Source organism: Pseudomonas marginalis, assembly GCF_900105325.1.
GTDB classification, from domain to species: Bacteria; Pseudomonadota; Gammaproteobacteria; order Pseudomonadales; family Pseudomonadaceae; genus Aquipseudomonas; species Aquipseudomonas marginalis.
Genome location: NZ_FNSU01000003.1, coordinates 3,462,830 through 3,486,343, shown reverse-complemented (window position 1 = coordinate 3,486,343; position 23,514 = coordinate 3,462,830). Strand labels below are relative to the sequence as shown.

Annotated in this window: 28 protein-coding genes and 2 pseudogenes; 8 read left to right on the top strand and 22 right to left on the bottom strand. The window is 56.0% G+C overall.

From position 1 onward, the window contains the following. Nucleotides 1-42: 42 nt before the first annotated feature. From BLW22_RS36175 to BLW22_RS25440, 6 genes and pseudogenes are all read right to left on the bottom strand, one after another. Nucleotides 43-831 carry a methyl-accepting chemotaxis protein gene (locus tag BLW22_RS36175; protein WP_442094012.1) on the bottom strand — a complete coding sequence of 263 codons (789 nt, stop codon included), beginning with the start codon at nt 829-831 and terminating at the stop codon, nt 43-45. A 111-nt stretch (nt 832-942) separates the two neighbouring features. Beyond that, nucleotides 943-1,893: pseudogene (locus tag BLW22_RS36170) on the bottom strand (PDC sensor domain-containing protein); the annotation flags it as partial. Nucleotides 1,894-2,336: 443 nt separating this feature from the next. Continuing rightward, complete coding sequence (locus BLW22_RS25455) at nt 2,337-3,287, bottom strand: HD-GYP domain-containing protein (RefSeq protein ID WP_065925339.1); 951 nt, start codon at nt 3,285-3,287, stop codon at nt 2,337-2,339. Between the two features lie 240 nt (nt 3,288-3,527). Further along, nucleotides 3,528-4,460 carry a chemotaxis protein CheV gene (locus BLW22_RS25450; protein WP_074847695.1) on the bottom strand — a complete coding sequence of 311 codons (933 nt, stop codon included), beginning with the start codon at nt 4,458-4,460 and terminating at the stop codon, nt 3,528-3,530. Between the two features lie 336 nt (nt 4,461-4,796). Continuing rightward, nucleotides 4,797-5,033: pseudogene (locus tag BLW22_RS25445) on the bottom strand (DUF6124 family protein); the annotation flags it as partial. A gap of 30 nt (nt 5,034-5,063) precedes the next feature. After that, complete coding sequence (locus BLW22_RS25440; RefSeq protein ID WP_074847693.1) at nt 5,064-5,939, bottom strand: BrxR family helix-turn-helix transcriptional regulator; 876 nt, start codon at nt 5,937-5,939, stop codon at nt 5,064-5,066. Nucleotides 5,940-6,058: 119 nt separating this feature from the next. On the opposite strand from BLW22_RS25440, the gene BLW22_RS25435 reads away from it, so the two are divergent. From BLW22_RS25435 to BLW22_RS25425, 3 genes are all read left to right on the top strand, one after another. Next, nucleotides 6,059-6,316, top strand: a complete 258-nt coding sequence (locus BLW22_RS25435; protein ID WP_074847692.1) for a hypothetical protein — start codon at nt 6,059-6,061, stop codon at nt 6,314-6,316. Between the two features lie 228 nt (nt 6,317-6,544). Next, entirely contained in the window at nt 6,545-7,354 is an 810-nt protein-coding gene (locus tag BLW22_RS25430) for a ubiquinol-cytochrome C chaperone family protein (protein WP_074847691.1), read from the top strand. A 28-nt stretch (nt 7,355-7,382) separates the two neighbouring features. Further along, nucleotides 7,383-8,531: a hypothetical protein gene (locus tag BLW22_RS25425; RefSeq protein ID WP_074847690.1), complete on the top strand. Its 1,149-nt coding sequence runs from the start codon at nt 7,383-7,385 to the stop codon at nt 8,529-8,531. Between the two features lie 65 nt (nt 8,532-8,596). On the opposite strand, the gene BLW22_RS25420 is transcribed toward BLW22_RS25425, so the two are convergent. The 4 genes from BLW22_RS25420 to BLW22_RS25405 are packed head-to-tail and all read right to left on the bottom strand — an operon-like array spanning nt 8,597 to nt 13,365. Then, on the bottom strand, nt 8,597-9,253 hold the full coding sequence (locus BLW22_RS25420; RefSeq protein ID WP_074847689.1) for an OmpA/MotB family protein: 657 nt from the start codon (nt 9,251-9,253) through the stop codon (nt 8,597-8,599). Between the two features lie 8 nt (nt 9,254-9,261). Continuing rightward, nucleotides 9,262-11,136 carry a methyl-accepting chemotaxis protein gene (locus BLW22_RS25415; RefSeq protein WP_074847688.1) on the bottom strand — a complete coding sequence of 625 codons (1,875 nt, stop codon included), beginning with the start codon at nt 11,134-11,136 and terminating at the stop codon, nt 9,262-9,264. Continuing rightward, the gene (locus tag BLW22_RS25410; protein WP_074847687.1) at nt 11,133-12,368 is read right to left on the bottom strand and encodes a hypothetical protein; all 1,236 of its coding nucleotides are present in this window, start codon (nt 12,366-12,368) and stop codon (nt 11,133-11,135) included. Before BLW22_RS25410 ends, BLW22_RS25415 begins: the two co-directional genes overlap by 4 nt. A gap of 10 nt (nt 12,369-12,378) precedes the next feature. Beyond that, complete coding sequence (locus BLW22_RS25405; RefSeq protein WP_235865609.1) at nt 12,379-13,365, bottom strand: ATP-binding protein; 987 nt, start codon at nt 13,363-13,365, stop codon at nt 12,379-12,381. Between the two features lie 615 nt (nt 13,366-13,980). Between BLW22_RS25405 and BLW22_RS25400 the strand changes: the two genes are divergently transcribed. After that, nucleotides 13,981-14,451, top strand: coding sequence for a Panacea domain-containing protein (locus BLW22_RS25400; RefSeq protein WP_074847685.1), 471 nt, complete (start codon nt 13,981-13,983; stop codon nt 14,449-14,451). Then, the gene (locus tag BLW22_RS34690) at nt 14,448-15,011 is read left to right on the top strand and encodes an ABC transporter permease subunit (RefSeq protein WP_143045164.1); all 564 of its coding nucleotides are present in this window, start codon (nt 14,448-14,450) and stop codon (nt 15,009-15,011) included. Before BLW22_RS25400 ends, BLW22_RS34690 begins: the two co-directional genes overlap by 4 nt. Before the next feature lie 30 nt (nt 15,012-15,041). Here BLW22_RS34690 and BLW22_RS25385 read toward each other — a convergent pair whose 3' ends face one another. From BLW22_RS25385 to BLW22_RS34155, 12 genes are all read right to left on the bottom strand, one after another. Continuing rightward, nucleotides 15,042-15,524, bottom strand: coding sequence for a hypothetical protein (locus BLW22_RS25385; RefSeq protein ID WP_074847682.1), 483 nt, complete (start codon nt 15,522-15,524; stop codon nt 15,042-15,044). Between the two features lie 65 nt (nt 15,525-15,589). Next, nucleotides 15,590-16,780, bottom strand: a complete 1,191-nt coding sequence (locus BLW22_RS25380; RefSeq protein WP_074847681.1) for an Arm DNA-binding domain-containing protein — start codon at nt 16,778-16,780, stop codon at nt 15,590-15,592. A 160-nt stretch (nt 16,781-16,940) separates the two neighbouring features. Then, entirely contained in the window at nt 16,941-17,228 is a 288-nt protein-coding gene (locus BLW22_RS25375; protein ID WP_074847680.1) for a hypothetical protein, read from the bottom strand. Further along, complete coding sequence (locus BLW22_RS25370) at nt 17,225-17,767, bottom strand: phosphohydrolase (RefSeq protein WP_074847679.1); 543 nt, start codon at nt 17,765-17,767, stop codon at nt 17,225-17,227. The genes BLW22_RS25375 and BLW22_RS25370 overlap by 4 nt, the downstream gene beginning before the upstream one ends. Then, nucleotides 17,764-17,985 (bottom strand): hypothetical protein, encoded by a 222-nt coding sequence (locus BLW22_RS25365; RefSeq protein ID WP_074847678.1) that lies wholly within the window; start codon nt 17,983-17,985, stop codon nt 17,764-17,766. Before BLW22_RS25365 ends, BLW22_RS25370 begins: the two co-directional genes overlap by 4 nt. Then, nucleotides 17,982-18,380, bottom strand: a complete 399-nt coding sequence (locus BLW22_RS25360; RefSeq protein ID WP_074847677.1) for a hypothetical protein — start codon at nt 18,378-18,380, stop codon at nt 17,982-17,984. The genes BLW22_RS25365 and BLW22_RS25360 overlap by 4 nt, the downstream gene beginning before the upstream one ends. Nucleotides 18,381-18,437: 57 nt before the next feature. Continuing rightward, nucleotides 18,438-18,773, bottom strand: coding sequence for a pyocin activator PrtN family protein (locus tag BLW22_RS25355; RefSeq protein WP_074847676.1), 336 nt, complete (start codon nt 18,771-18,773; stop codon nt 18,438-18,440). Then, nucleotides 18,770-19,237, bottom strand: coding sequence for a hypothetical protein (locus tag BLW22_RS25350; protein WP_074847675.1), 468 nt, complete (start codon nt 19,235-19,237; stop codon nt 18,770-18,772). Before BLW22_RS25350 ends, BLW22_RS25355 begins: the two co-directional genes overlap by 4 nt. Before the next feature lie 162 nt (nt 19,238-19,399). Then, complete coding sequence (locus BLW22_RS25340; protein ID WP_074847673.1) at nt 19,400-19,690, bottom strand: phage antirepressor KilAC domain-containing protein; 291 nt, start codon at nt 19,688-19,690, stop codon at nt 19,400-19,402. Between the two features lie 9 nt (nt 19,691-19,699). Next, nucleotides 19,700-20,260: a hypothetical protein gene (locus tag BLW22_RS25335; protein ID WP_074847672.1), complete on the bottom strand. Its 561-nt coding sequence runs from the start codon at nt 20,258-20,260 to the stop codon at nt 19,700-19,702. Beyond that, nucleotides 20,257-21,075 carry a BRO-N domain-containing protein gene (locus BLW22_RS25330; RefSeq protein WP_074847671.1) on the bottom strand — a complete coding sequence of 273 codons (819 nt, stop codon included), beginning with the start codon at nt 21,073-21,075 and terminating at the stop codon, nt 20,257-20,259. The genes BLW22_RS25335 and BLW22_RS25330 overlap by 4 nt, the downstream gene beginning before the upstream one ends. A gap of 250 nt (nt 21,076-21,325) precedes the next feature. Further along, complete coding sequence (locus BLW22_RS34155) at nt 21,326-22,090, bottom strand: S24 family peptidase (RefSeq protein ID WP_235865607.1); 765 nt, start codon at nt 22,088-22,090, stop codon at nt 21,326-21,328. Between the two features lie 99 nt (nt 22,091-22,189). Between BLW22_RS34155 and BLW22_RS25320 the strand changes: the two genes are divergently transcribed. From BLW22_RS25320 to BLW22_RS36090, 3 genes are all read left to right on the top strand, one after another. Continuing rightward, nucleotides 22,190-22,450 (top strand): transcriptional regulator, encoded by a 261-nt coding sequence (locus BLW22_RS25320; protein ID WP_074847670.1) that lies wholly within the window; start codon nt 22,190-22,192, stop codon nt 22,448-22,450. A 332-nt stretch (nt 22,451-22,782) separates the two neighbouring features. Next, complete coding sequence (locus BLW22_RS25315; protein WP_074847669.1) at nt 22,783-23,292, top strand: phage regulatory CII family protein; 510 nt, start codon at nt 22,783-22,785, stop codon at nt 23,290-23,292. Next, the gene (locus BLW22_RS36090; RefSeq protein WP_074847668.1) at nt 23,285-23,503 is read left to right on the top strand and encodes a TraR/DksA C4-type zinc finger protein; all 219 of its coding nucleotides are present in this window, start codon (nt 23,285-23,287) and stop codon (nt 23,501-23,503) included. Before BLW22_RS25315 ends, BLW22_RS36090 begins: the two co-directional genes overlap by 8 nt. The last annotated feature ends 11 nt before the right edge of the window (nt 23,504-23,514 follow it).

Here is a 23,514-nt window from a genome sequence, read left to right as displayed (position 1 = left end):
TGGGCCAGGAGGTTGATGTTCCCCCTGGCTTCGCGTGAGGCATTACGAGGCTTTGACTTTGAAGCGGCTCAGGCCCTGTTGCATGGAACTGGCCCGTTCCGACAGGTTCTTGGCCGCCACCGCGCATTGTTGGGAGTTGACCTGATTCTGCTGGGTGACTTCGTCGATCTGCTCCAGGCCGATGCTCGCCTGCTGCAGGCCGGAAGCCTGTTCACTGGAGGCTTGGTAGATCAACGACACCAGGCTGGACACCGTGCTGGTGCCGGTAACGATATTTCTCAACGAGTCGGCTGTGCGGCCGGCGATGATCATGCCGCGCTGGGTCTTGGTCGAGGAATCTGCAATCAGCGCGGCGGTTTGCTGGGCGGCTTCGGCGCTGCGGGCGGCGAGGCTCCTGACCTCATCGGCGACCACCGCAAAGCCACGGCCCAGTTCGCCGGCACGGGCGGCCTCGATGGCCGCGTTCAGCGCCAGCAGATTGGTTTGAGCGGCGATGTTGTCGATGGTGGTGATAATGGCCGTGATGTCTTTGCCCGAGTTGTCGATCTCCGCCATGGCGGCGATCAATTCACTCATCAACTTGTCACTTTCCCCGGCGTCGGCGCGGGAAGCCTGGGATTGCTCGTCGGCCTTTTTCGCATTGGCGGCGTTGTCGGTGGTTTGCGCTGCCATCTGGGTCATCACCGCACTGATTTCAGTGATGGACGAGGCAGAATTGGACGCGCCGTCGGACAGCGACTGGCTCAACTCGGTGACCTGCGCGGAACTGCCGGTGATTTGCGTGGCGCTGGCCTGCACCTGGGAAATCAAGGTGTTCAGGTTGCCGACCATTTTTTCCAACGACTTGCCCAGGGTGTCATTGGGCGAGGACAGGCGCACTTCCAGATCCAGGTCCCCTTCGGAAATTCGCTCGGCTACGCGCACCTGGCGTTGCAGGCTTTCCGACATATCGTTCAAGGCAAAGGACAACTGGCCCACTTCATCTTCAGATTTTTGCACCAGCCGACGCGAGAAATCACCCAGGCTGATGTTGGCGGCCAGGGCGGCGGCTTCACGAATCGGACCGACGATTTTCGCCGTGGCGAACCACAGCGCCAGCAATGCCAGCAAGGAGATACCCACGCCGACCGAGACCTGCCAGATGCTGCTCTTGACGCCGCGTGACTGCAGTTCCTGCTCCAGGGCAATGGCCTGGCTCATGACCACCGCCTTGGGCAGATGGATCACGATCGCCCAGGGCTTGCCGGTGCGGCCCAGGTTGATCGGCATCTGCACTTCGATTTCCTGGGAATCCGGGTTGAACCGGCTGTCTCCCTGACCCTTCTGTACATTGCTCAACACGTTCTCCCAAGAGCCGGGCAACAACGCTTTCAATGACTGGCCAATGAGTTCCGGGCGTTTACTGTCGGCCACCACCAACCCTTGATTGCTCAGGATCGACACGGAGCCTTTGCCGCCATACAGGTCGGCGGACATTTGCTCGCTGAGTTTCTGGATAAACGAAATGTCGAAGTCTGCACCGACCACGCCGTAGAACTTGCCATTGGCGGTGATAGGTACCGACAGCGTGGTCAACCACACATTTTTGCCTTGCACCACGTAGGGAAGTGGGTCCAGCACGCTTTCTTTCTGGGTGTCCCGCGGGCCGGAATACCAGCCACCCTTCAGCACACCATTGGGGTGGCGGGCATCGGAATCGTACTCAACCAGCGGTTGCACGGCGATATGGCCGTCTGAACTGCGTGTCCAGTAAGGTGTGAAGCGGCCCGTCAACGGGTTGTTACCGCCTTCATTGATACGAAAGGCTTGGTCCTGGCCGTCCAGCGCGTCCGGCTCCCAGCATGAATACGTGCCGTTGAAGTCGGGGTTGTCCTTGAGCACGCTGAGCAGCATCGTATTGATCTGCTCGCGGCCCAGGCTCAGCGGGCTCTGGGCACTTTTACTCGCTCCCAGGGTATTGGCCAATGTGCGTGCCGAGTCCAAGGCGTTCTGCAGTTTTGCCTGGATGGCATTGGCACGCGACTCAGCCAGGTTTTGCACTTCGCGGATGGTGGCGCTTTCAATCAGGGTTGAAACTTCAGCACCCACAAAAGCCTGGTTGGCATTCGAGGAATACAGGCCATATAACACCAGGCTCGCGCAAGAGATAAACAGGCAGAGCCCGGCGGTGAAACAGATTCGAGTCTGCAATGAGTTGAATTTCATGATGTTTCCTGCCCATGCTAATAGTTGCCAACATCATCGAATGTCGACATTCCGGTACTTTCTTGGCGCAAGGCATAGTGTTCTATCATTGGCTGCTTAGGCATATGCATGCGGTACAGCGCTGAGTTTGCTTAATGCTCTTTTGGCATCTCTTCATCGAGCCATAAATGCTCGGTGTTTTTAAAACCGTAACGCTGGGGCGGTACTCTCGCGACAATTCGATCGGATTGTGCGGGATCACTCAGGTCTATTATTTTCGGCGTTACATAGATATTTAGAACGGGCAGGAAAAACACTTTGATTTTTGGCATCAATAAAGAGTCGGGATGTTGCTCTATGACGACACCGATACTGCCACTTTTCAATTGAACAATAGAACCGACCGGGTAAATACCCACGGACTTCAAAAATGCACGAAATACTTCGTCATCAAAGTGTCCGTCCCATGTGGACATTTGCTGGATGGCGACGGCGGGGTCCCAGCCCTGGTTGTAGGAACGGTCCGAGGTGATTGCATCGTAGACATCGCATACCGCAGCCATCCGGGCCACCAGGCTGATCTGGTCACCCGCCAATTGATGGGGGTAGCCGCTACCGTCGAACTTTTCGTGGTGATGCAGGCACACATCCACGACCATTTCGCACATCTGCGAGGCCGCCAGCAGGGTTTTCTCCCCCTCCCGTGGATGGGTGCGCACCAACTGCAATTCGTCACTGCTCAACCGGCCAGGCTTGTTGAGGATGGCACCTGGTATGGCCATTTTGCCGATGTCGTGCAGCAACCCGGCCATCCCGACCCGACGAATCAGTGCGGAGGACAGGCCCAATTGATTGCCCAGGGCAATCATCAACGCACACACGGCGACCGAATGCATGTAGGTGTAGTCGTCGATGCTTTTAAGGCGTGCCAGGCTGATAAAGGCGTTGGGATGGCGGGCGATCGAGCTCGAAATGTCGTCCACCAGTGCACTGACGTCTTCAAGCTCCAGGGCCCGGCCCATGCGGGCATGGCCGAACATTTCGACAACGGCGGTCTTGGCGCGGCTACAGATTTCCTGTGCGGCGACCAACTCGTCTTGCATGGATCTGGGGACGACGGGAACGGCTGGCGCAGCTGTCGGGGCCTGGGTGGCAGGCTGGGTGCCGCAGCCCAGGGCGCACGGCCCCTCTGAGGGTGCACCGTCCCGCCAGAAGGGCTTTGCCTCGCCGTCAGGCGCCTGCAGATTGAGTTCATTGCACTTCAACATGGTATGCCCTCTGTTGATGTTCTTCTTATACGTGTCTCATCAGCCTCCCTGGCTTGAGCAGTGTTGTCTTGCCTTTCAGATCGGGCTCGCGGCCTTGATACGCGCGACTACGCGGCCTGCCAGGTCATCCGGGCGAAACTTCGCCAGGAAGTCATCGGCCCCGACTTTCTTGACCATGGCCTGGTTGAAACCGCCCGACAGGGAGGTGTGCAGCACGATATGCAACTTGGCCATGCGCGGGTCGCCGCGGATTTCGGCGGTCAGGGTATAACCGTCCATTTCCGGCATTTCGATGTCTGAAATCATCATCAGGAACTCCTCGTGCGGGTTGCGCCCCTCGTCGAGCATGGCCCGAAGGTAATCCAGCGCCTGGCGCCCATCGTTCAAGGCGACCACCTCGACGCCTACCGTCTCCAGGCAGCGGGTCACCTGTTTACGCGCTACCATCGAGTCGTCCACGGTCAGCACACGCAGGTGTCGAGCCTGCTGGGTGACCGCGTCATCCACCACGCCGATGGATATTTCTTCGGACGAGGGCGAGATTTCCGTCAGCACCTTTTCTACATCGATGATTTCGACCAGACGATCATCGGCACGGGTAACGGCCGTCAGGTAATTGTTGTCACCGCTGCCCTTGGGGGGCGGATGAATGTCTTCCCAGTTCAAATTGACGATGTGCTCAACCGCATAGACCAGGAAACCTTGAACGCGGTTGTTGTACTCCGTAAGTATAATAAACGCGCTTTCTTTATCCGTGATGCCGGGCAGCCCTGTTGCCATCGCAAGGTCTAGAATAGGGATGCAAGCGCCGCGTATATTGGCAACACCGCAAATATTGTTATTAGACTTTGGTAGTAGGGATAACTTGGGGCAACGGATAACTTCCCTGACTTTAAAGACGTTGATCCCGTACAGCTGTTGGTCGTTGAAGCGGAATAGCAATAATTCCAGCCTGTTCTGGCCGACCAATTGTGTACGGCTGTTAACGGATGCCATTACACCTGCCATACACACCCCTTGATTCTGGTTGGAACAGCGTTGATGTCTTAATGACATTAGCATATGTGGGGGAATGTAAAATATATGTGAAGGAGAAATAATTTTCGGGTTTATCGTTAAAGCGATGGCGGCGCGGATGATTAACTATTCAGGTGGGTGTTTGAAAATAGTTAGTTGGCTAACTTGCTAGTTTGAGTGTTGAGAATGATTAAGATTGGAAACCTGTTTGCTGGTGCTCGAAGCACTCGATGCGGTCGGCCACGCTGATCGGCTTCTATGACTCGGCGTATTACGGTGAATGACAATAAAATGGCCGAGACGCTGAAAGCGCCTCGGCCATTTTTGTTACTGGAATGTTTGCGCGTCCTGGGTGGGTACCAGCACTCGCTCGACCAACAGTTCACCCAGTACGATCAATTGTTGGGTGGCCAGTAGTTTGTGACGGTTGGCGCCTTCGAGCTCGAAGGCCAGGTCGGTGGTCATGGCGTTGAGTGAGGCGAGGGTTTCGCTGGCCTGGATCAGCAGGGTTTCGGGGGAGATGTCCTGGGCAAGGGTGAAGAGGGGGGCTGAGGGGGGATTGGGGGCTCAGGGCGTCAATCTGTGAACGCACATTCAATCATGCATGAGCCACGGCCGTAGCTCCTTGATATTGCTGACTACGATCTGCTGGGCCTCCGGGTTGGTCGCCTGGTTTCTCGGGTCGACCTGATAGCGGCGCAATACATACTTCACCAGTGCTTTGCGGCTGGCGACCACCAGTTGCCCATCCGTCATGCCGAAGTCGGTTTCGATGATTGCCTGCTGCGCGGCGTTTAAGCGGCCATCGGGGGTAAAGATGATCGGTACTTCGGTATTCCAGTCCTCGTCCAGCTCCCGGGTGTTCTGTGACGCGTCAAGCAGGTCGGGCTCACCTCGCAGGCGACTCAACACAAAATCCCGGTACTGGCGGTTCTTCTCGCAATAGGCGCGTACATGCCAGCGCATGCCGGTGTACACCAGGGTGTGCGGGGCAATCAGGCGGATTTCCACGTTTGGGGTGTTGAGCGAAACGTACTCGGTTTCCAGGCGCAAACCGTCGCGACAGGCCGCGAGCAATGGGCGCAGGACTTCGGGCCGAATGGGCCGGTCCGGCACTTCGAGCACCTTGGTATGCGCATAGGCCAGGGCGAGCCCGTCGATGTGCGGCGCCCGTTCGTTGTTCTGGTAAAGCAGGTGCAGGTAGGCGCTGGCGCTGTCATCGATGAACAGCGGTTTGAACTGTTTGCTGGGTACGTAGCCTTTGCGCTGCTTGTCATATGTCAAGTTTCGGGGCGCATGTTCGTTTATGTAGGTGTTGATGTCCTTGGAGGCTTGCTGGCGGCTGATGCCGAAGCTCTGGATCAAGTGGCCCGTGGTCAGCCGGCCTTCCCACCAGGCGACTGTCTCGATCAAGCGATAGCGAAGTGCCAGATCCCAGCGCACTTGTTCGATGGATTGCTTGCGTTTCATACCCGCTCCATGTGTGTGAATACTTTACCTGTATAAGTCTACATTCTAGACCTGTCGTGAATCACTACATATCGTTTGTCTGTCAGCGGCATTTATCGAAGACAGGAAAGGACGTAAACATGAGTATGTCGGAAGTGGTTTCGACGGGGGCACTGGTGGCGATGGGAGTCATCCTGCTGGTGCTGATACAGCACTGTTTGAAGTTGAGCGAGCTTTGGAAAATGGTTGCCCATTATCAGAAGGATTTGCGTTGGGCACAGATCTGGGAAGTGGAAAACCGCGAGCTGCGGTCGGCGTTGCGGGCGGAGCGAGAGCATGTCGCGCAGTTGCAGCGAAAGCTGGAATTGCTGCAAGCGCTGATTCCGGTCACAGAATAGTTCGCGGCATTATTATCAGGAGAACCTATCCATACCGATAAAACCCAGGCCCTTCACGTTTGTCTGCGCAATCTGGGTTTCCAGCAATCCTCATAGTGGTCATGTAGAGGTCGTATACCGTTATGCGTGCGTGGCCGTGGGCTAAAGTTTTCCCACGCGCTGCGGATAAGCTAGGGATAAATCGGCCGCTGATTGCGGCTTGCATGAACGGACTCCAGGGGATGGTTGATGGAAAGCGAGATTGATATCAATGGGGACAGTGATCTGCTGCAGATGCTTATCGATGCAGATCCAGTCGATGTAATCGTGCTGGTCGATTTCCTGACCGACTCTGGCAAGGGGCGGCTGGCGATGGCCAGCGAGGTACGCGAAGCGCTGGAGTCGGCAAAGAAGAAGAACAAGTTCTCCAGGGGTGTGTTGCTCCTGCTGATTCGCGAGCTGCAACATTTTGGCGGTAATAGCTTCGTCAACCTGTTCCGCCGCAACGGTGTTCCCTATGCCGAGATCGTCGCCGATGTGCTCAGTCATGTGGGCGGTACTGGCGGCAAGAATGAACCGGTTGCGAGCATGGAGCTCAAGGTGTTGGAGAAGCTGCTGTCCGATGCCTGGGAGAAAATGTCGGCGCAGGAACAGGCCGACTTTTCCAAGGGCTTTCAAAATGAAACGGGCCCCTTGGGCGTTTCATACGCTGCTATTCAGGCCGCGATACGGCGCGGTGGCCCTGCTGCCATACAGGCCGCTCTTCTGGCCACCGGCGCGTTTGCACGGTTGGCAATGGGTGGTGCGTTGGCCGCCGGCACCACCTTGGTAGCGGGTCGTGCTGCGGGGCTGGCCTTCGGTCCGATTGGCGTAGCGTTGTCGGGTATTGCCGGCGCTCAAACACTGACGAGTCAGGCCTATCGAGTGACGGTGCCTTGTGTTGTGCAGATCGCCTACATTCGGCAAAAAAGCGCGTTGGTCACTTGCCCGTCCTGTGAGGTTCCCACCCCTAAAACCAGTAAATTCTGCAGCGAATGCGGGGCAGGCCTGGCGCAATGAACCCTCTCATTTGAATCTGGAGCCTGTCATGGAAAACAACCTCACGCAGCCAAACACTGGAGGCAACGACCTGCCAACCTGGCTGATCGGTAAGTCCGCCGAAAAGCCGTTGATGAGCGTTACGTTGGCCGCGCAGCAGGTCATTCCCGCCGGCGTTGAAAAGGTTGATGCGGCCCGTTTGGGCATCGATCGTTTGGGTCCATTGCTGCAAACACTCCCCAATCTGATTGTCGCGAACGATGTTGCCCAGTCTCGATACATGCAAGTGGTGATCGACGGTCCTCTCGCGGCGGCTGCGGATGGCAACGGCTTCCGAGCCTTCTCGAGACAAGGCGGAGATATCAAGGAACATGCGAGGTTGTTTGAGCCTGAAAAGCTTCAGCAACTGGTCAGTTCTGCGGCAATGTTCCAGATCGCGTCCGCCGTGGTGGCTCAAAAGCACCTGGCCGACATTAGCGCCAAGTTGAGTGAGATTCAGGCGGGCGTCGAGGGTATCTCGACGTTCTTGGTCGAGGGACGCAAGTCCATTGTCAAAGGCGCTTTGAATTACCTGACGCAGGTTGCACCGCTGGTTCTGGCCGGTGAGTTGAGCCCGGCGATCAGGCAGAAGCTGGAAGACATCGAGTTGGACCTGGGCTCGATCCACAATCAGTTGGAAGGCGAACTGGTCACACTGGCCAAGGAAGCGGCGGAGCACAAAGCGCCCGGCATGTTTGAAACCACGGCTGGATTGACTGCTGCATTGAAAGTGATGCAGAGCAAATCAGACGCCCGCGCAGAAGAGTGGAAACTGTGTATGGGAACCCGGTTAGCGGCGTGCCGACTGCTGGCCTCATTTCCTGGCGAAAGCGCTCTGGTTCAGCGACGTCAAACGACGCTGAGCCGTGTGACGAGTCAGTTTCTGGGAGAGAACGGGCACTTGTCTGGCTTCAAAGACGCCGTAGAGACGCGGGCGAAAAATCTCTCCTCTTACCTGGATTCTCAATCCACGATCCAGGCGAATCGCCTGTCGTTAAGAGAGTGGGAGGAGGAGACGCTACCGTTGTTTATGGCGGGCGCAATCAGCGAGATCGGGCAGATGCAGCAATTGCTGGTTGAACAGCAATCGCCGGTCGTGTTGACGGTAGAGATGCGGGGCAATGAGTTTATCGGCGCCTACCAGGCCCGCACCGCTTAGCTTTCCTGATCAGCGGTGTGCCGCGTCGCCAACAGAGAGTGTCTGTCAGCGGCGCGGCGGCCGATTCAAATGCGCTTGTTCGAATCCCGGCGATTCACAAACTGCACTTCTACGCGCCGATTGTGTTCGTCCGCCGGATCAAGTTCTGGCAGCGGCTGCGAATCCCCGTAGCCGGCAACGATGACGCGCTTGGCCTGCCCTGGTTCAAGGAGTTCGATGATCAACTTGCGTGCCTCTCTGGCCCTTGCGGCAGACAGTGTGAAGTTGTCGTCGTAGACCGTGCAGAACTTGACGAAGTCAGTCACCGGGCGTGCGACCTGTGTATTGTCGGTATGCCCCTCCACCAGTATCTGGGCGTCACCCGAACTGCCAAAGAAGGTGGCGATGCGTGGGCTGACGAGGCGAAGTTCGCGCTTGGCCTCATCCGTCAGGCACGCGCTGCCTCGGGCGAACATCTTGTCCCCCAGGGTCATCTTGTTGCCGGCGAGGTCGAACGAAACCAACCCGGAGTCGCCCTGTGCGTCCAGGGCGGCTTTCATCTCCTGCAATAGACCGGTGACCTTTTCCTGCTCAGTCACCCCCGCTTGGTTTTGCTCTTCCTGGCGCTTGAGTTCGGCAAATTGATTCTGCAATACCGACATCACCAGTAGCAGCATTACCACTGCCATTACGCCAGCCATCAGGTCAGAGATGGATACCCACTCGCTTGGTTTCTCTTTCATGAGGGGGCTCAGGCTTTCACGGCTTTCACGGCTTTTCGGGCCGTGACTGATTTATTGATGTTGTTGGCAACCCCCGTCAATTGATTCACGGATTGCAGCAGGGGTTGCAGGTCAACGGGTGGGCGCGTGACAACGCTCGCCAGAGCGTCGAGGGACTCGGGGACTTTGATCAGCATTTCCGAGACTTTGCCGTAACGTTGATCCAGCGAGACCATGCGCTGGCCGCTTTCGGATACGGCTTTAAGGCCGCTTAGAATGTCCTTGGACAGTTTCTCCACCACGCCCTGGATCGCCAGGATGTTCGTATTCAGGTTATCACTGACCATCTCGAACTCCCGCGTGGTCTTTTCCTGCGCGATGGCAGTTTTCTGCATGTTGGTGGCGACTTCTTCCATGGCCTGGCTGACGGTGCCGGACATGCTGTCGATAGCCTTGGAAATATTCCCGGTCGCCTGTCCCAGGCTGGTGGTCATGTTGACCAGGTTGGTGCCGAAGTCGTGGTTCATGGTCTTGATGTTCGAACCCAGGTCAGTCTTGACGGCTTCCATCACGTCGCCCAGTTTTGTGGTGGCGCTTTCCAGTTGCGTGCCCATGCCGTGCAGGTTGTCGCTGAAGTCCTTGTTCATGGTGGCCAGCGTGCCGTTCAAATCAGCTTTGACGCCATTCATGACCTCTGCCATCTGACCCTGCAAGGCACTCACCACGACTTGCAGTTCAGCAGCGGACTGGCCCACCTTGCCGGCCGCGTCCCCCATCGTTTCACCTGCGGTTTGTAGGGCTTGCAGGTTGTCGCGGCTGTTGTCGGTGAACGCGGTCATCGCCTGTTCAGTACGGTTGCCTGAAGTGGCTATCTGGCTGAGAACGTCTTGCGTGTCGCGATGCACCTGCAGACTCTCGGTGTGGCGTTGCAGCAACGTACCGATGCCCTCGGTGACACTGGCAATACGGGTGTCGAGGCCCGCAAAGCCCGTTTGCAGATGTTGCTTGTTGCTGTCGGCCAAAGCGCCCAGGGCCTGTTCGGTGCGTTGAGCGGTGTCTGCGGCTTCGCGGACGATCGCCTGCCCTTCGCGGGCGATCTGCTGGCTGTTGCTCTCACTTTGCAGTAAGGCGCTGATGCCGTTCGCCAGACCACTGATGTGGGTACTGACGCTGTCGAAGCCGGTTTGCAATAACTGCCGTTGTTCGGCGTCAGTGCCGTGGCGTCGATTGGCCTGTTGCTGCATCAGTTCATTGAAGGTGTCGGCCTGTTTGCCGAGCGCGCCGGTCATGTACTTGGCCGCACTGGATATGCAGTTTTGAAGGAAGGCGTCGTGAGCGGCACGGGCGTTTTCGCGTTGTTGCTCAGAGGCCGACATTTGTGTCTTGACCTGCGTGATGCACCAAGCCAGGCGGCGGCCCTCATAGCCCAGGAGCAAGTCCCATACCTTCAATAAAATGAAGGCCATGATGCCCCAGGTGGAGGTTTTGAACTTGGTCCCCAACCCTTGCATCATCGCGGTCATGTCCTGCATCGCGCCGCCCATGGCGCCCACAGAAGCATTGCCGCTTTTCTGCAAAATAGTCGATGCGTGATCGAGTGCCATGCCCAGGCCTAGGAAGGTGCCCAGCAAGCCGACCACCAAGAGCATCCCGGGCATGATGCCGGCGATTTTCTCGGCAGTGGTCGAGACGGCTTCACTCAGGTCGTGGATCGACCCATGATCCGCGCGCAGCCCCGAGGCGCCCAACTTGCCCCCTTGCCACTTCTTTTCCCAATGATGCGCGTTCGCTCGCAGAGCCACCATCAATCCCGTCAGGAGGGTTGCACCGGTAATGAACAGGAAGAAGAACATCTGCAAGGGTTCAAGCCGAGGCAGCAAAAAACTCACTAATTCGTTGTTCACACGCCTACCTCAACTTCCTGGAGAGCGGCTTCGGTCCGAGCAAGGCAGTCATTTTCGAAAATGTTACCGAAGTCGATCAGCAGGGCTTGCTCACTCTCGCTCAGGGAGGCCCACTTCAAGTTTTGTTGAGCGCAGCGAGCGATCAGTGAACCGACTTCCTCGCTGCGGTCGAGCAGATATTCCTGGTCGTCGGCAATCAACTGTTGCTCATCTTTTTCCAGCAACTGGAGAAAACCTTCCGACGCGTATACGTAGTAGCGTTTTTCTCGAATGCTGACGTCGAGGTTTTCAAGCCGCTGGGTATCTCGACTCAAATTGCGCTCAAGGTCGTTGAGCACGACTTGTTCTTCTGCGCTCAATGCTTCGGTGCGGCTGGCCATGGACATCCGTTTGGCCAGCACCTTGTCGCGGGCCAGGTCCCGGTTGAGTTTTTGCCACTGGACCTCAAGGCGGCGCAGATCTGCGCCCCATGCGAGGGTCATCTCCTCGAAGACGAACGGCACGACTGGCTTGCCGAAGTGCAGGGTGGTGAGTTCGTTGAGGGTTTGAGTTTGTTCGAGGGTGAGGGTCGGTGTCTCATCGAGCAAACTGGTAGAGATGTCCATCAGCGCGATCATGTCGGCATCGACGTCGGTCAGGTTTTCGATGGATGTCATGCGCCTTTCGTAGAAATTCAGCAGCTTTTGGGCGGCACGCACACGCAGGTAGTGGTTGAAGTCAGCAAACTGCTCGCTGTTGACCACACGCTGGATCTTGGCCTTGGTTAATATGTAAGCGTTGATGAGCTCGGCGATTTTCAGTACGCCGCGTTCGGCAGCGGGCACCTGCTGGGCGCCCTCCTTGAATACTTGCGCACGGGCTTCGGCTTCTTTGATCTCCATATCGTTCAGCACCTTCTCCCGGACATTCCTGGCGGATTTTATGACCCAGTCGATGGCTTGTTTGAGCTTGGCCATCAACGGATGGCTTTCAATATTTTCGAGGAAGCCCAGGACCTTCTCCAGGCCCAGCGCCATCCGCTTGACGATGGGCCATGGCGCGAGGTTCGCCAGCGTCGTCAGGGCAACACGTGCATGCGCCAGATAAGGCTTTACCGATTGCCAGATGTTCTTCACATCGCCGACAAACGTCTCCGCCTTGTCCGCCAGCCAATTGACCGTAGCAACGGCTTTCTCCTTCACCGTTTCGTAAATAGAGGACGCGGTTGATTTTACCCAGTTCCATAGACCCATGATTCGCTCCTCAGCGCACGCCCAATAATGTGCGGGCTGCTTCCAATGTTGGTGTGTTGGTTTTGCCGCCATGTGCCTGCATCTGTGCCATGGCACTGGCGACCTGTTCGATGGCGTCCTGTAAATGTGCTTGTGCCAACGCAGGCTGATCCGGGATACGGACTGCCTTGGCCAGCGCCAGGCGCATGCAGGTACGCATTTCGCGTCCTGACAGCCCCGCCGACAGTTGCGTTGCTGAACGCAGTAGCGTCTCCCGCGCGTCAGCCAGCGGAATACCGGGCACCAACAGCTTCGCCCAGATAGCCTGCCGCTCCGGCTCGCCCGGAAGTTCGAAACCAACGTGTTGAGAGATACGGCTGACGAAGGCTGCGTCGTAATTTTTCGCAAAGTTAGTCGCAAAGATGACCACGCCTTCATGCCGCTCCAACTCAATCAGCAAGGTCGAGCGCATGGCGTTCACTTCGTTATCGATACCTTGGGTGACAGAGGACAAACGCTTGCCCAGCAAAGTGTCGGCCTCATCAAAAAACAACACCGCGTCTTCGGCCTGGGCACTGCGGAACACGCTTGCGATGTTCTTGGCGGTATCGCCCATGAACTTGCTTTCCAGGTCGGCGATGCTCACCAGCATGATCTTCTTGCCCAGACTGCCGGCAAACGCCTCGGCGGTGAGGGTTTTCCCTGTGCCGGGAGGACCATAGAAATTGAGGATCGTCCCCTTGCCGGCCGGATCTGCGGTGGCGAAACCCCACTCGATATAAATCGTGCGGTAGTGCTCGATCTTTGCAACGGCCTCCGCCAACTGCTGCTTGAGCTCGGCGGACATCACAACATCGCGCTCCAGCGTAAAGCGCGGTTCGACACACCGAAATTCCGCCTTAGCGGGCGTAGCAGGCTCCGGCGCCGGCTCGGCATCCAGGCCTTCAAGAAAGCTGGGGCGTATCTTGTTGCGCAGATAATCATTCGCTGACATAGGTTCGAGCCTTTGATCGATCAAGAAGATTGGGGGCGGTTAAGTGTTCCAGACGTGGAAGGCGTGTCGAACAAGCGAGCGACATAATGCGTCGCAACCAGCTGTGCGTGAGAGCTGAAGGGCGGGGAAGGGCGCTTGGCTAAGGGCAAGAGACACGTCCGTGTGTGAGAGAGGGGGTTGCACTCTGTTATCGGCGTGAGGGGGGTAAGCTTTAGCAAGGCCACTGGGGGAGGGTGGGGGGATGGAGGGGCAGATTTCTTGGAGGTAAGGGGGATTTAAAAATAGGAGGGGAAGCGTTTGAGTTTCTGGATTTCAGGCACAAAAAAAGACGTCCGTGGACGTCTTTAGATGATGAAATGGTGGGCCGGGGGGATTTGAACCCGCATCTGAATCTTGTTTTATAAGGCTTTCAGCGTTAAGGCTGTCTTTTTGCTGTCATTCGGAGCTCGGTCGTCACAAGTAGCCATTTCAACTCGCCGCTCGGCCGAAAAAAGTACTGTCTGAATATACAGTTTTTGTTATGATTTGCACAGGAACGAGCCATGCCGGTGGTGTCAAGGAAAAATTGACATTCGCTCTTGACTTCGGCAGACTCGCGCCTCATTTTGATATGTATTGGTTAACAAGGAGGGCAAAACGATGAGTAGAGATGCGCGTGCAGTTGCCCAGCAAATCCTTAACGAGTGCCGCGAGGTTGGGGATCCTGCTGTAACGCCTATGCAGCTACTGAAGCTTGTTTATATTGCGCACGGATACATGCTGGCAAAGCATGGCGTTCCGTTGATAAGCGAGCCTGTACAGGCTTGGCAATATGGCCCAGTAGTACGCAGTGTTTATCAGGCGGTTAGGGATTTTCGCTCCTCCCCAGTCACGCATGTTCCTTCAGCTCCGGTGGAAAACTTCGATCCATCAGAGCGTGCAGTGATGAGGGAAGTGGCTAGTATCTATGGTCGAGCAGACGGCGTGACATTGTCGGCTGCCACTCATAAGCCAGGTACACCCTGGAGCGTGACGTGGAGTAATCAAGGTCAAAATGCAGTAATATCCAACGATATGATCGAAGGATTTTATCGCTGGATTCTGGCTCAGCCTACTCACTCCATGCTATGAGTTCTGATGATAAGGGCGGGAATTCGCCGGAAGTACCACCAAGCGAATTTCAGCCCCCTTCTACCGGATCAAAATCGCCTCTTCTGGATGCAGATGTAGCTGCTGAAATTCGAGCTTTTACAGAAAACGAAGATCAAGCTAAAAGCGAATTTTTGCCGTCTTCTACCGCGTCCCAATCTCCATTGCTTGATCCCATCATCGCTGGCGAAGTCCAAGCGTTTGTTAATAACGAAGACCAGGCTCAGAAGCGAAAGCATGATGATGACATTCATGGAATGCGGATGTCTCATTCGCGATTCCTCCTCGGACTCGCGCTTGTGTGGATCTTCGTTATATTGGCGGTAGTCCTACTACAGGGGTTTGGACAGTGGTTTACGCCGCTTTATGATGGCTATAAATATATACCATTTAAGCTTTCTGATACTGTCGTTATTGCTTTTATTACTTCTACCACGGCGACAGTGTTGGGGTTGTATGGCATAGCTGCTTACTGGCTTTATGGTAAACCTAAGCAGGAAGTTAAAGTTGAGCCAAAAGCAGAGAAGAAACCCGGCGGTTAAGGCCGGGCTCTCTGGTGTGTGTAAGATTAGTTAATAGTCAAACAGGCCAATAGACCACAGGTTGTCTATGTTGGTTAGGTATGTTTTGATTTGATCATTCGACGTTTGAATAATCATACCTGTATCGTTTTCTATTGTTTCTATACTAAACGCCCAAGAGTCAGAATCAACGCTATTGCAAATGCTTTCCCATGTTTGCCGGAAAGCGGGGTGCCTAGCTTGTGCATTATTTTTGTCAACAATAATCGTTACGCCGCCCTTCCGCTCGCCAATGAATCGTACCGGAGAGAGGATACCCTTAACTAGCGCGCGCTCCAAAACTTCTATTATTCGATCATCATGATCTTCATCCCAAATTAATCCAATTCGCTGGATTTTGGATTCGCTCATGAAGTTAAGATGCTCGTCACGCTGCTGCAAAGTGCTTAACACTGAGTAGTGGGCGCCTCGACCGATTTTTCCGATGGGAGATTGTTCATCGTATTCAGTGTGAAAAAATTTTGAATAGTTCATTGAAAGGCTCTTTATGCAGTTTCATTGCAGTAGACAATCTTTTCGGGATCGCCATGTTCGGACACTTAACTTATCTCATTTTTCACAATCGTCAACCTCAGTAGATCTTCAGCGCCACTCCACAACAGTTCGGCTTTGCTTCCTGCGGCAAGGTCTGCGGACGGCATCCACCTGCCATACACCCTGGCAATCATAGTCCAGTCGGTGTGGCCCATCTGTTTAGCAACCCACATAGGGTGCTCACCTGCAGATAGCATCATTGAGGCGAAGGTGTGGCGGGTCTGATAGGGGCGGCGGTAACGGACATCAGACTTCGTCATCGCCGGCACCCACACGGTCTTACGAATCGGTCCATCGCCCGCCCACCGCTTCAACGTGCGCGGGTTTTGGAATACCTCTGCATTTGCTAAAAACGTGTGCGTTTTCTGAGCATTCAACGCTTCGAGCGCAGGCCTGAGGAGCTTCACGCTTCGGCGTCCGGCGGCGGTCTTTGTAGTTTCTGCTTTTCCCTTGCTGGCCTGAGTTATCGCGCGGCTAACCATGATTTCTTCGCGCTGCCAGTCAATATCGCCCCAATCTAATGCTACCAACTCGCTTGTACGCAGCCCTGTCCACAGAGCGAACTGAATCATATTACGAGCCTGGCCGGAGAGTACGCTCAGGATTTTTTGCTGTTCGTCTGGATTGAAAGGATCAATGTCATCTTCTTTTGGCGGCCCCGCCTTGCGTGAGTAAGTCCAGCCTGCCAACGGGTTCAGTTCTATCAGCTCTTCTTCAACCGCATCGGATAGCGCCGATCGCAGGCAGCTCTGGATATTGCTAAGCGTTTTGTTGCTGACTTCGAGTGAGTCGAGCCAGTCTCGAACGGCCTTTCGCTTTAAGTCCACAAGCATTGTGTCACCCAGAGCTGGTATCAAACGCAAGGTGACTAGCTTTCGGTAGCCGTCGAAGGTGCTGCTGGCGACGTGCTTTTCCTTAGCATTAAGCCACCTAGTCAAGAAACCACTTACCGTCTCTCTTGAAGCCTCAGGTGCAAACTTTGCCGCGCGGGCCGATCTTGGAAATGTCACCGAGTAGTCGAAGGTGCCAATCGATATCGCATGTTCGATCGCAGCCTTATGTTGCTCGGCTTTCTTCAGGTTAGTGGCGGTGGGCTTGAGCGTGATCCGCTCGCGGCACCTGATGCCCCGATACATGAACGTGATTTCGATACTCGAATCGGAGACTGCCCGAACTCCCCGCCCACCTCTACCCATGATTCATACCCCTCCACGTCAATCAGCGTCCGGCCATCCGGCGCCCTGGTCCAAATTTCACCGAGCCGCCAGATCCCATCGCGGATTTTTGAGCGAATTGCGTCTTCTGTGTAGCCAGACTCGCTGGCGAACTTCCTGATGGTCACGTAGCGCATAAGCCTCATCGCTCCACGGGTAACCGCGTGGCATTGCAATCTAAAAGTTCTGAAACGTGCGTATACCCCATAAAAGGCTGCGCGGGCGGGTGGCCCGAAGCGGTAAGCGTTGCATCACTGACCGCTGCCCTGCGCAGCTTTTCGTGGGGTATACGTGCCTCGGTAGTGGCGCTGGAAGGAGCAGTAATGCCTGCTGCTACGCAGCAGAGACTGTTTGTTACTGGCGTGTCGACACCACTGGTGCTGCGGAGCAAAGCGGCACCAGCGCTGATGTTTTCCTGTTGGTTTTTCATGCCGCTTTCCTCCGATGTTCGATAGCGAGTTGGTCCATCAGACGCTGGTGATAGGCGAGTCGGGCTTCTGCGGCTGGCCATGGACGGATGGTTTCAGCCATGGGTTGTATGCCGACCAAGCAATCCCAGATAGCCGGATCGGTTGGCATGAGGTCGCGGCGTTCGGTGGCCAGCGCAATCAAGTCGGCCTGGTGGACGCACGCAGGAAGTTCGGCAGCGATGTCGAAGCGCTGGCACACGCGTTGCCATATCCAGTCTTCAAAGTCCTGGTATGCATGTATCCACTGCTTAAGTGGCTTGGTCATGTCGCCCAGGTATGCCTCTGGCGCGTCATGGAGCAAGGCAGCTAGCTTGTGTTCTTCCGGCACCAGCTCGGCGACGATGCAACTGTGTTGCGCCACGCTGTAGAACTCGCGGGTATGCCCGTTGAAGCGGCAGAGGTGTGCCAGTGAGTGGGAGATGTCCCGGGGATCGATCATGTCGGCGTCAGGTTCGAACAGGTCAAAACGTTTGCCGGTGTGGGTGAGGATCCAGTTCATGCGGCCTCCTTCACGAGGTCGGTCAGCAGCAGAGCGTTGTCAGTTGCCTTGTGCAATTCACGCAGGGCGTCGTAACCGATCAGCGATTTCAACTGCCGGTCGAACTCTTTGTTATGGCGAGTCACTGCGCTCAGTTCCTTCATGGCCTTGGTGTACTGCTGTTGCAGTGTTCCGGCAGCCTGGGGCGTCAGACGCAGCATTGGGATTGGGCGGCTCATGCTGGATCCTCCTGGTGAAAGGAGCCCAACTCTTCGGCCATGCTCAAAGCGTGGTCGCGCAAAACCAGTGCTTGAGTTGCATGGCCTTCCGATTTGATTGCGTGGAAGAAATCGGCGGCGAGTTTGAGTTTTCCCGCTATGGCCAGAAGGATCTGACGGTCCTGGGGTTCCCTGATCAAAATCAGTTCCAGGCGTTCGCATCGGCGCGTGGCCTTTTCAAGAGCGGTAGCACTCGACGACTCGCCCTCCTCAATGCCCTCGATATAGCCCCTGCCGTGGCCGTCGTCGTAGCCTTCGCTCCAGCCATCCTTTAATCCTCCTCGATACCCGACCCAGTACAGAATGGCGAGTGCAATCACGAAACTGATCAATGCGAGAACTTCAAATGCTGTCATGTGGTTTGCTCCTACTATTGTGTTCCGCTTGGCTGGTGGTGCAGCGGTTGCGGTGGTTTAGCTGTTGTTGGGCGTATCGGTTAACGTGTGAGATTGAGTGTTTGCCATCTCCTCGTCTGCGGCATCCGCCTGTGTATCAATGAAGATGGCCAGATGGCGGATGTCGATGAAGCGGGAACGCTTGGCGCTGGTATCCAGGGTGGTGATGGGTAGCGCCACACGGCCACTCGTTAGTGCGCGAGTGAAGTTGTCCTGGTTGAGATTGCTGAAATAGCGTTCGCGTACCTGTTCGAAGGGGACGAGCAGATCCCCAAAAATTCGGTACAGCAGCTCAACCGTTTGACTTCTGGGCGCTTTCGGCAGGCGCAGTTCGCGCTGTACGGAGGCCGTCATGCTGCGTTGGCCTTATCTACTTGCGCTTGGAGACTGCCGAGCGTCAATTTTCCGGTTTTACGTTGCGGCGCTGCTTTGGTATGAGGTTGGTGGCTTTCTCGAATGTCGCGGTTGATGGCTGCCAGCGCTGTGCGTGCTGTGCTACCAAAGGCCACGAAACGCGGCAGTGGGGAGGTGCTGTCGAGTGGTTCGAGCACGGCACCTAGTTCAACTCCCTCAATGCCGTAGCCAAGGCGCAGCATGGCGCGAGCACGGTAGTTGGGGCCGAGATCGATGACGAGCTGGTCGAGAGCAGCCGCCAGTTGTAGGTGCTCGATTTGCAGTGGTGCGCCAGTGATGGTGAGGGAAACGTCGGCGGCGGTGGCCGCTAATGTCAGGTTGGCCAGAATTTTCTCAGGGGTACGGCGTTCTTCGGGCAGGTTCAGCAGCTCGATCAGTAGGGTGTCAATCAGTTTGCGGTCCATATGTGTTACCTCGGGGGTGGTTCCAGGCGATCTCGACGTGAGTGCGCACCAGCTCGCGTAGGTGCTCCGGTACTTCTGCCAGCGCGGCGATGCGTTCCTCACGGGTTCGCATCGCCGTGATCTGGCGGGCGTACTGGCGCGGCCATGCTTCGGGCTGTCTCATTACGCGACTTCTCGCGGGTCGGGCACGGCGGGTGGGGCTGGGCGCTCAATACCAATTTGCTTGGCCAGCCAGGAGATGCCGATATCGGTCACGCGCGTGGTGCGCTGGTATTGCATGCCGTACTTCTCGTGAAACCAGCGGCCCTCACGGGTGACCAAGAAGTCTTTGGTTGCGGCTGGGTTAGCTGGCAGATTTTTTTTATCCAGCAGACCTTTGTCGCGCATGCGTTGCATCAGCTCGCGGTGACCCAGACCTAGGCGTTCGGCTACGCGCTTGAGGGAGAGGCTCATGGCGGCACCTCACGCGGCGGATGCGAGGCTATTGCGGTAGCCCTGCAGGAACTGGTTGAGGTTTTCAGCCAAGATTGCGTAGGCGCGCTGGTTGTCGGCGGGCAGGGTGAGCACGCAGCCGGCGTTGTCGAGCTCGATCTTGGCCGTACTGCCGCCGTGACGGTTGCGCTGGATCTGGATCGAGGGCTCCAGTTCGTCAGCGATCAGATGGTAAATGCCGCGCCCACGTCGGATTGCCAGACGTAGGGTGGCTTCGATATCACTGACAGCCTCATGCTCATCTACGTCGGGCACGCCGGTAGGGCTGCGGCCATTGGCGATACCTTCGATAAAGCTCGCTACGCGCGTGGCGTTGTTTTTGCGGTGCTTATCGAGGGTGACTGAGGTATTGCGCGTTCCGCAGATGCGCACCATTACCGTGATGCCAGCAGTGCATTGCTCGATCTCGACCTGGGCCGGTACGGAATGGCGATCATCACGCGTGTGCAGGGTGTGATTGAAGGTTCCGCTTAGGTGCACCTGAGCCTGGAGGCGAATATAGGCGGCGGCGTTGAGAGATAGTCTGCTCATGCTGCTGTCTCCTGCGCCAAGTCCAGTTTTTTGAGTACGTAGACATAAGCGCGTGGGGCGTTGTGCAATGTGCTGCCCATACGGGTGCGCTTGTAACCGAGCAGTTGTAGGCAGTGGCCCACGGCCATTTGAGTACCCTTGTCAAAGGATAGGTTCATGGCCTCTATCACCTGCTGATTGGTGATGCCTTGCGGCCAGTTGTTGGCAACAAGGTGTGCGCGAAGGTTTTGCTGCAGCTCGTAGTGTTTGCGATGTGGTGCTGGCAGGTCTGTGCCCTCCAGCCAGTCGGATGCGCCCAGCTCGCCGGCCAGGTCTACCCCAGTGGCTCTTTCGGCTGCCTGATTGGCACGAGTGGCGGCTAGGCGGCGGGCCATGCCCAGGCTGCGCGCGGTGGTGAATAGGGCGCGAAACACACGTCCAGCACTGACGATCTGGTCGGCCTCGACATGGGCCGCCATTGGCGCGTCTGTTGGGTCGTTGGCCGGCTTGGCGGTGGGCATTACATAGGCCCCATGTTTACGTAGGGAGGGCAGTACGTCATGGGTTACCCAGCGTTTGAAGCGTTTTGCTTCTGCTTTTCGGCTGCCAAGCACCAAGCTGTACAGGCCCGGTTCGTTGATGACCGTCATTTCTTGGTTGCCACCAGGGGTGTGAATTGAATTCACTCCCTTTTCATCGACGTCGAGTCGTTCGAGTGCTTTACGGTCAAGCTGGAGAGCACTGAGCACGTCAGTTGCAACGAACCAAGGTTCGCCGTTGACCATCAGTGCGCGGACTTCGTGGCTCTCGAAGACGTATTGGATAGGCAACGTCATCAGGCAGCCCTCCCGCCATCGTTGGGATCGAGCGGTGCCGGTTTGGTGCTAGTGGTGGCTTTGCGTTTGGTGGTGGCGAATGCGCAGCCGTAGGTTACGGCTAGCCGGCGCACCTCGAAAACGCGGCTTTCTGGGCACGTTGGGAGTACGTGCAAGGTTGCGGTTTGCATGGGTATTGCCTCGCTCTGTGGTGTGAGAGTGAGGCAAAATTAGCAACAGCTAAATTTTTATGCAATAGCAAATGCTAAATTTAAATGTCGATGTATTTTGACGACTTCAAGATTGCGGCTACGTAGTGGACTTTTTCGACGAGATGCTCATCCAAAAAGATCGGAGGATAGCCGTCGCTAATGCTGTCGAATCTATATTGTCCGTCTCGGAGGTAAATGAACTCCTTGACCATAGACCTGCCATCCATTGTTTTTACGAGCACCTCGTCGCCGGTCTGATAGCGATGATTTGGTTCAATAAGAACAAACTCCCCGCTTTTGATGCGTGGGTGCATGCTGCTACCCACCATTTTGAGGCCATAGGCGTCGGGGTCGGAGCTGACTATATCTATGTAGCCATCACCATGTCCGGCTGGGTAGTCAAGGGCGTCAAAGTAACCATCAGATCCCAGCATAGCTTTACCTACTACGGGCACCGGTGCTGCCTGGCGGTTCTTAGCGGACCACTCCCTTTCCTCGGCAGCACGTTGGGCGGTTTCGTTGATCGCCGCGTTGAAAAACGCGGGATGGGGAAGTGTTGGCGGTTTGAGATCAAGTGCTAGCCATTTTGCCGTTATGCGGTTCTGGTCTGCTGCAGAGTAATTGCCTGTCGTGAGGAGTTCTGCCGGAACAGCTAATTTTTTAGCAAGATTCATCGCAGCGCGATCCCCTAGCGTCCGATGACCGTTAAGGATCTGCGAAAGATAGGAGGCGTCAACATCGGTATGAGCTCCTGCAAAATCCTTCAGCTGGTTTTCACCAATGAGGGCCTTGAGGATGGTTAAGCGTTTTTCGTAAATATCCATATGCAAATCATGTATCTACCGTTAGCAGCTTGTAAATTACACTCTGCTATTGCGTGGTGGATTAGCGTTTGCTAATCTCGGGCTGTTCTGGAGGTGAACATGACTCTACTCGACTACTTAAAGGGTTTGGATGCGGCGCAGCTCGAAGCATTTGCCGCTTGCTGTGGCACATCGGCAGGACAGCTTAAGCAAATTGCCTATGGTAATCGTCGATCCAATGCGGGTCTCGCAATTGCTATTGATAGGCAGACCACTGGCCGAGTGACTTGTGAATCGTTACGTCCCGATATCGATTGGGAGTATTTGCGAATGCAGGGACATACGTCTGTTGTTGCGGATGCCTCAGCTCAAGCGGCTTAGAAAAAAGGCGACCTAAAGGCCGCCCAGTTCCTCCCGGCACACACCACCACAGTGCTGTCGGGTCGCGATAAAGGTAGGCGGGCAAACCACATGCAAACCGCCTCTCTTTACCGCGCTGCCAAGGCACGGATGCCTTGGGTTGCCTGCTAACCCACCACGGTCTGCAGGCTGTAACGGCAAGGTACATGCGGAGCGTGTGCCTTGCCATTGGGGTGCAGCCGGAGTTTCTACCACAGAGCGCCCGGCTGCATGCGACCACCTGTGAGTGACCACGGCGCAACTGTATCAAACAGGCACGCGGCGGTCACTGGCAGAGTTTTTGGAGTTTTGCCATGAACCGTAAACAGTTCAATTCCATTGAGCGCGCACGGCGTTCGCTGTTGACTCTACCGCAAGCTTTGCTCCACGCCGCACGCGATTATCCTGGCGGTGCCACAGCCATTGCCGCCATCGACGGCGGCAACGCCACCACGCTCAATCATAAGCTGAGCCTGACCAACACCAGTCACACGCCAAACATTGGCGATCTTGAATTGGTGCTGGATGCCACGCGCGATCCGCGCATTGTAGATGCGTTACTGCATCCCATCGGTTGGGTGGGGATCGACGTTTCCGAGTTGAGCGACACCGACACGGCGCAGACGCTATTGGCCGGCATTGGCGAGTTGCTTTCTCGTGAGGGGGAGTTAGCCACGCATGTATCTACCTCATTGTCCGATGACAGATTGGACGATGACGAGCTGGCTGAGTTTGAACTGCTGGCTGAGCGCATGGTGCAGGCGGTGTTCAAGTTGCGCGCGGTGCTCCGCAAGAAGCATGCGGAGGATCTAGCCTATGTCTGACAACGCAGATATTGCCGATAATGTTATCGCCCTTAATCTTGCACTGGCCCTGGCAGCGAGACCTACTGCCAACCCAGGCCAATGTGCTCTTGAGTGTGTTGACTGCGGGGAGGATATTCTTGAGGCTCGGCGGCTGGCGCTGCTTGATCGCGGCTGTACACGCTGCACTGACTGCCAGGAGTTGGCTGACCTGCGCGGGGTACGGGCATGACTAATCATGAA

Excerpts from the sequence above, each read along its gene's own strand:
- BLW22_RS25320 (WP_074847670.1), top strand. The coding sequence starts at position 22,190 with ATGACTCTACTCGACTACTTAAAGGGTTTGGATGCGGCGCAGCTCGAA.
- BLW22_RS25385 (WP_074847682.1), bottom strand. The coding sequence starts at position 15,524 with ATGAACTATTCAAAATTTTTTCACACTGAATACGATGAACAATCTCCC.
- BLW22_RS25360 (WP_074847677.1), bottom strand. The coding sequence starts at position 18,380 with ATGACAGCATTTGAAGTTCTCGCATTGATCAGTTTCGTGATTGCACTC.
- BLW22_RS34690 (WP_143045164.1), top strand. The coding sequence starts at position 14,448 with ATGAGTTCTGATGATAAGGGCGGGAATTCGCCGGAAGTACCACCAAGC.
- BLW22_RS25455 (WP_065925339.1), bottom strand. The coding sequence starts at position 3,287 with ATGCAAGACGAGTTGGTCGCCGCACAGGAAATCTGTAGCCGCGCCAAG.
- BLW22_RS25365 (WP_074847678.1), bottom strand. The coding sequence starts at position 17,985 with ATGAGCCGCCCAATCCCAATGCTGCGTCTGACGCCCCAGGCTGCCGGA.
- BLW22_RS25380 (WP_074847681.1), bottom strand. The coding sequence starts at position 16,780 with ATGGGTAGAGGTGGGCGGGGAGTTCGGGCAGTCTCCGATTCGAGTATC.
- BLW22_RS25410 (WP_074847687.1), bottom strand. The coding sequence starts at position 12,368 with ATGGGTCTATGGAACTGGGTAAAATCAACCGCGTCCTCTATTTACGAA.
- BLW22_RS25450 (WP_074847695.1), bottom strand. The coding sequence starts at position 4,460 with ATGGCAGGTGTAATGGCATCCGTTAACAGCCGTACACAATTGGTCGGC.
- BLW22_RS25430 (WP_074847691.1), top strand. The coding sequence starts at position 6,545 with ATGGAAAGCGAGATTGATATCAATGGGGACAGTGATCTGCTGCAGATG.
- BLW22_RS36090 (WP_074847668.1), top strand. The coding sequence starts at position 23,285 with ATGTCTGACAACGCAGATATTGCCGATAATGTTATCGCCCTTAATCTT.
- BLW22_RS25425 (WP_074847690.1), top strand. The coding sequence starts at position 7,383 with ATGGAAAACAACCTCACGCAGCCAAACACTGGAGGCAACGACCTGCCA.
- BLW22_RS34155 (WP_235865607.1), bottom strand. The coding sequence starts at position 22,090 with ATGGATATTTACGAAAAACGCTTAACCATCCTCAAGGCCCTCATTGGT.
- BLW22_RS25420 (WP_074847689.1), bottom strand. The coding sequence starts at position 9,253 with ATGAAAGAGAAACCAAGCGAGTGGGTATCCATCTCTGACCTGATGGCT.
- BLW22_RS25370 (WP_074847679.1), bottom strand. The coding sequence starts at position 17,767 with ATGAACTGGATCCTCACCCACACCGGCAAACGTTTTGACCTGTTCGAA.
- BLW22_RS25440 (WP_074847693.1), bottom strand. The coding sequence starts at position 5,939 with ATGAAACGCAAGCAATCCATCGAACAAGTGCGCTGGGATCTGGCACTT.
- BLW22_RS25400 (WP_074847685.1), top strand. The coding sequence starts at position 13,981 with ATGAGTAGAGATGCGCGTGCAGTTGCCCAGCAAATCCTTAACGAGTGC.
- BLW22_RS25315 (WP_074847669.1), top strand. The coding sequence starts at position 22,783 with ATGAACCGTAAACAGTTCAATTCCATTGAGCGCGCACGGCGTTCGCTG.
- BLW22_RS25375 (WP_074847680.1), bottom strand. The coding sequence starts at position 17,228 with ATGAAAAACCAACAGGAAAACATCAGCGCTGGTGCCGCTTTGCTCCGC.
- BLW22_RS25350 (WP_074847675.1), bottom strand. The coding sequence starts at position 19,237 with ATGGACCGCAAACTGATTGACACCCTACTGATCGAGCTGCTGAACCTG.
- BLW22_RS25335 (WP_074847672.1), bottom strand. The coding sequence starts at position 20,260 with ATGAGCAGACTATCTCTCAACGCCGCCGCCTATATTCGCCTCCAGGCT.
- BLW22_RS36175 (WP_442094012.1), bottom strand. The coding sequence starts at position 831 with ATGGTCGGCAACCTGAACACCTTGATTTCCCAGGTGCAGGCCAGCGCC.
- BLW22_RS25330 (WP_074847671.1), bottom strand. The coding sequence starts at position 21,075 with ATGACGTTGCCTATCCAATACGTCTTCGAGAGCCACGAAGTCCGCGCA.
- BLW22_RS25435 (WP_074847692.1), top strand. The coding sequence starts at position 6,059 with ATGAGTATGTCGGAAGTGGTTTCGACGGGGGCACTGGTGGCGATGGGA.
- BLW22_RS25355 (WP_074847676.1), bottom strand. The coding sequence starts at position 18,773 with ATGACGGCCTCCGTACAGCGCGAACTGCGCCTGCCGAAAGCGCCCAGA.
- BLW22_RS25340 (WP_074847673.1), bottom strand. The coding sequence starts at position 19,690 with ATGAGCCTCTCCCTCAAGCGCGTAGCCGAACGCCTAGGTCTGGGTCAC.